The 266-nt window shown below is 45.1% G+C and carries 1 protein-coding gene; it reads right to left on the bottom strand.

The genetic code is table 11. The features are described from left to right. The coding region (locus SB773_RS32275) for a diguanylate cyclase domain-containing protein (RefSeq protein ID WP_410594452.1) at positions 1–266 on the bottom strand (266 nt) is incomplete at both ends.

Here is a 266-nt window from a genome sequence, read left to right as displayed (position 1 = left end):
CAAACAGAAGGCGAAATTTTTTCATTTGCCAGCCAGTATGGTTCCGTGTATTGCGTGATCAAATGCTGAACAAAAGGCAGCAGGTTGCTTTGCTCGGTTAACGGCAATAACAGAATATAATCATCGGCCCCCGGCCTGCAGGCCAGCGCATCTTCCGGCAATAAATTTTTTAAGCGATGCGCCGCTTCAATCAGCATCAGATCGCCAAACTCATGACCATACTTTTCATTAATCAGCCGAAAGCGGTGACAATCAATAAACAATAC

It is taken from the genome of Bacillus sp. SIMBA_074 (genome assembly GCF_046534555.1).
In the GTDB taxonomy this organism is placed as follows: Bacteria; Bacillota; Bacilli; order Bacillales; family Bacillaceae_G; genus Bacillus_A; species Bacillus_A mycoides.
Note: the sequence above shows the minus strand (reverse complement) of the source record. Positions and strands in the feature narration are given on the sequence as shown.